This window comes from Arthrobacter sp. TB 26 (genome assembly GCF_000427315.1).
GTDB lineage: Bacteria > Actinomycetota > Actinomycetes > Actinomycetales > Micrococcaceae > Arthrobacter.
The window spans coordinates 1-3,877 of the sequence record NZ_AUPJ01000324.1 but is presented as its reverse complement, the minus strand read 5'-3'; the positions used below and the strand labels follow the sequence as shown (position 1 = coordinate 3,877).

The window sequence follows — 3,877 nt, the reverse complement described above, 5'->3', positions numbered from 1 at the left end:
GCCCATCCGAGGCGCTCGGATAGGCGCGAAGTGACCCCGCGTTGCTTCCTTAGCGGCCGCCGGTAATCTTCCGGCTCCGCTGCTCCTGGGCCATCGGCCCGTACGGGTAGACCCCGACGCGCGGCCGGCTCACCTCGCTCAGCCGCATCAGTTCCCCCTCGGTCAGCGCGAGGTCCGCGGCCCCGAGGTTGTCGGCGAGCTGTTCCGTGCTGCGCGCCCCCAGGATCACCGAGGTCACGGCCGGCTGCTCCGCCAGCCAGGCCAGGGCCACCTGGGCGGCGCTTGCCTCGTGCCGTCCGGCGATTTCGTGCACTGCCTCCGCGATTTCCCAGGTGCGCGGGTCCGCGTTCCTGGCCTTCCAGGCCTCCATGCCGCGTTCCGGATTTTCGCCCAGCCGGGTGGCGCCGGCGGGGGTCTGATCCCGCTTGTATTTTCCGGAGAGCCAGCCCCCGGCCAGCGGCGACCAGGGCAGCAGGCCGATCCCGGCGTCGAGCGAGGCCGGAACGATCTCGGACTCGATCTCGCGGACCAGCAGACTGTACTGCGGCTGCAGCGTCACGGGTCCGCTCCAGCCGTGGGCCCGGGCCACGTGGACGGCCTTCGTCAGCTGCCAGCCCAGGAAATTCGAAAAGCCGTAGTAGGCGATTTTCCCGCTGGAGACGGCGTCGTGCAGGAAGCGCAGGGATTCCTCCAGCGGTGTGATGGGATCCCAGGCATGCAGCTGGTAAAGGTCGATCTGCTCCACACCGAGGCGGCGCAGCGACTCATCCAGCGCGCGGTTCAGGTGCCGGCGGGAGGTGCCGACGTCGTTCGGGGCTTTGCCCGTCGGGAAGCGGCCTTTGGTGGCGAGCACCACGCGGTCCCGGGCCTCCGGTCGCGCGGCGAGCCAGCGGCCGATGATCTCCTCCGAGACCCCCGCGGCGTAAACATCGGCGGTGTCAATGAAGTTGCCGCCCGCCGCGAGGTAGTCATCCAGGATCGCGTGGGATTGTTCCTCGGCAGCTTCGGCGCCGAAGGTCATGGTGCCCAGCGCGTAGTTGGAGACGACGGCGCCGCTGGCGCCCAGGGGGCGGTATTTCATGGGTCTCCTCTCAATCTTCGGTGGGAGTGGTCCGCAGCGGGTGGTAGTTCCGCCAGCTGTGCTCCGGCGCGTAGCCCAGCAGGCGTTTGGCCTTGTCAATCGAGAGCAGGGTTTCGTGCTCACCGAGCTCCTTCACGACAGGCACATTCGGGAACACTTCCGCTGCGAGGCTGGCGCTGGAACGGCTCATCACGGTGTCCGAGTTGGCGATGATGAACGCCTCGAACCCCGGCGTGCCGTGTTCAAGGGCGCGCGCCACGGCCTGCGCCCCGTCCCGGCCGTCGATGTAGCCCCAGAGATTCCACTTGCGCAGCTTCGCCTCGGCATCGAAGCCAGGGAACTCCTCATAGTCCTCGGGATCCATCACGTTGGAGAAGCGCAGCCCGGTGATGCTGAGCTCCGGGTCCCAGCGGGTGAGCTGGATCGCCATCTGTTCCTCGAGGTGTTTGACCAGCGAGTACGTGCTTTCCGGCCGGGCGGGGTATTCCTCGTCCACCGGGATGTAGGGAGGGTCGACGTCGAACGGCAGTCCCAGCACCGTCTCACTGGAGGCGTAGACAATCTTTTTGATCCCGGCCCGGCGGGCCGCCTGGAACACGTTGTACGTGGCCAGCATGTTGTTCTCGAAAGTGGCGGCGTCCGGGGCGTGGCCGGGGGCCGGGATCGCGGCCAGGTGCACCACCGCATCGAACCCCGCGTGCCGGTCCTCAAGCCCCAGGAGCACGTCCAGCACCTGGCCGTAGTTGCGCAGGTCCACCTCGGTGAAACCGCGCCCCCGCGTGCCGGTGCGGTCGAGGTTGGTGACCTCGTGGCCGTCCCCGCCCAACCGCCGCACGACGCTCCGGCCGAGCTTTCCGCTTCCTCCGGTGACAGCAACTCTCATCAGTACTCCTCGCATTGTGGGGCGGTCTGGGATTGTTCCACCCTAGAGGGGGCCGGGGGACTGTGCACACCCCCGCGTGACTTTTGGCCCTAGGCGCGCTGGGGCGGGCCGGGCAGGCTGGGGGCCATGAACGCTGATCAGCGGATAGTCGTGGGCGTGGACGGTTCGGACTTCTCGACGACGGCGCTCCGGCTCGCCGGGCGCATGGCCAGGAGCCTTGACGCGCCCCTGGAGGTCGTCACGTGCCTGGGCACTTCGGATCTTTTCCTGGCCTCCCACCTGCCCGAAGAGAGCTCCCCCACCACCACCCAGCTGGAAGAGACGGCCAAACGGCTCGTCGACGAATCCCTCGAACGTGCCTTCGGCGGTGACATGCCGGAAGGCCTGACCCGGACGGTGAAGTTCGGCCCGCCGGCCAAGGTCCTCGTGCAGGAGAGCCGGGACGCCCAGCTCCTGGTGGTCGGCCGGCGCGGCCGTGGCGGCTTCCTCGCCCAGGTCATGGGATCGGTCAGCGGTGCCTGCGCGGCCCATGCACACTGCCCGGTGCTGGTGGTCGGCGATCACGCGGACAAGCGCCAGGCGAAGGAATGAACCGCAGCCCGTGGCCGGTGCGGGCCCTCTGGATACTCACCGGTGCACTTACCCTCCCCGCCGCAGTGACGGGGCTGCTGTTCCCGGACATCTACCGGGGCATCGTGGCTGCGGACCTGATTCCCGGTGCGGTGTCCCAGGACCTGATGTCCGCCGTCGCCGGCGTTGCCCTGCTGGTCCTGGCAGTGACCGTGCGGCGGGGGCAACCCAAGGTACAGCTCGTGGCGCTTGGGATCCTGGGCTACCTGTTCTATGCCTATGGAATCTACTCCATTGAGCGGACCTACAACGGCTTCTACCTGGTTTACCTGGCCGTCTTTGCCTTGTCCTTCTGGGGGATGGTCTACACGGCGGTGGAGCTCCGGGCGGAGGGGCCAATGCGGGCGCGGCTGCCAAAAGGCATCCGGGTGCTGTCCGCCTCGGGCGCACTCCTCCAGCCGCTCATCTTCTATCCGCTGTGGATTGCCATGCTGCTGCCGCTGATGCGGACCGGCGAGAAAATCGATTCGCTCTACTCCGTTTTCATCCTCGACCTGTGCTTCATCATGCCGGCGTTCCTCATCCTCGCCGTCCTGTCATTCCGTAGCCGCTGGCCGGGGCTGGTGTTGATGCCCTCGCTGTACCTGCTCGGCTTCACCCTGATCTTCTCCCTGGCCCTGGGGGAGCTGTTCAAACCGCTGTTCAACGTCCCCGTGTCTGCGTTGTCCCTCTGGTCCTCGGTCCTGCTGTCTGCCTTCTTCCTGGTGCTGGGTGGGCTGCACCTGTGGAAAGTTGAGCTGAATCCCGGCGGCGTGGCCCGTGGTGACGGGACCCGCCGGCCCCTCACCGTGGAAGCCGCCACGGAAACCGGCGCTGGCGCCGGCACGGAAAGGTAGGGGCCGTGGCTCAGCTGCAGGCCCCGGAGCGGATCCGGGCCGCGGAGCGCACCGGACGGCCGGGAAGGGTCGTGGGCGGCTTCTTCCTCTTCACCGGCGGCATCCACCTCGGGATCGTGGCCGCCGGCCCGGAGTTCTACCGGCACTTCGCAGACGGGGCCCTGCTGCCGTTTATCACCGATTCCTGGCGCGACGTCTTCATGGCCAATCCTGCCGCGTGGGGCCTGGCCCTGTCCCTGGGCGAGGTTGCCCTCGGCCTCCTGCTGCTCAGGGGCGGGGCGTGGGCTACCGCCGGCTGGGCCGGAGTGATCGCATTCCACCTGGGACTCATGCTGTTCGGCTGGGGGTTCTGGCTGTGGAGCGTGCCGGCGCTGGCGTTCCTGGTCCCGTCGGCAGTCGCGCATTGGCGACGGCAGCGCCAGCCCGCGGAAAGCAGAGCTCCGTGAG

Annotated in this window: 5 protein-coding genes; 3 read left to right on the top strand and 2 right to left on the bottom strand. The window is 68.1% G+C overall.

The features are described from left to right. Positions 1-49: 49 nt before the first annotated feature. Together K789_RS0112280 and K789_RS0112275 are read right to left on the bottom strand one after the other, a co-directional pair. On the bottom strand, positions 50-1,081 hold the full coding sequence (locus tag K789_RS0112280; protein ID WP_024367005.1) for an aldo/keto reductase: 1,032 nt from the start codon (positions 1,079-1,081) through the stop codon (positions 50-52). A gap of 10 nt (positions 1,082-1,091) precedes the next feature. Continuing rightward, positions 1,092-1,964, bottom strand: coding sequence for an NAD-dependent epimerase/dehydratase family protein (locus tag K789_RS0112275; protein WP_024367004.1), 873 nt, complete (start codon positions 1,962-1,964; stop codon positions 1,092-1,094). A gap of 126 nt (positions 1,965-2,090) precedes the next feature. On the opposite strand from K789_RS0112275, the gene K789_RS0112270 reads away from it, so the two are divergent. From K789_RS0112270 to K789_RS22980, 3 genes are read left to right on the top strand one after another with little or no spacing between them, the layout of a single operon-like run. Continuing rightward, complete coding sequence (locus K789_RS0112270) at positions 2,091-2,555, top strand: universal stress protein (RefSeq protein WP_024367003.1); 465 nt, start codon at positions 2,091-2,093, stop codon at positions 2,553-2,555. Beyond that, complete coding sequence (locus K789_RS0112265) at positions 2,552-3,430, top strand: hypothetical protein (RefSeq protein WP_024367002.1); 879 nt, start codon at positions 2,552-2,554, stop codon at positions 3,428-3,430. The genes K789_RS0112270 and K789_RS0112265 overlap by 4 nt, the downstream gene beginning before the upstream one ends. A 5-nt stretch (positions 3,431-3,435) precedes the next feature. Beyond that, complete coding sequence (locus K789_RS22980; protein ID WP_024367001.1) at positions 3,436-3,876, top strand: hypothetical protein; 441 nt, start codon at positions 3,436-3,438, stop codon at positions 3,874-3,876. Position 3,877 lies beyond the last annotated feature (1 nt).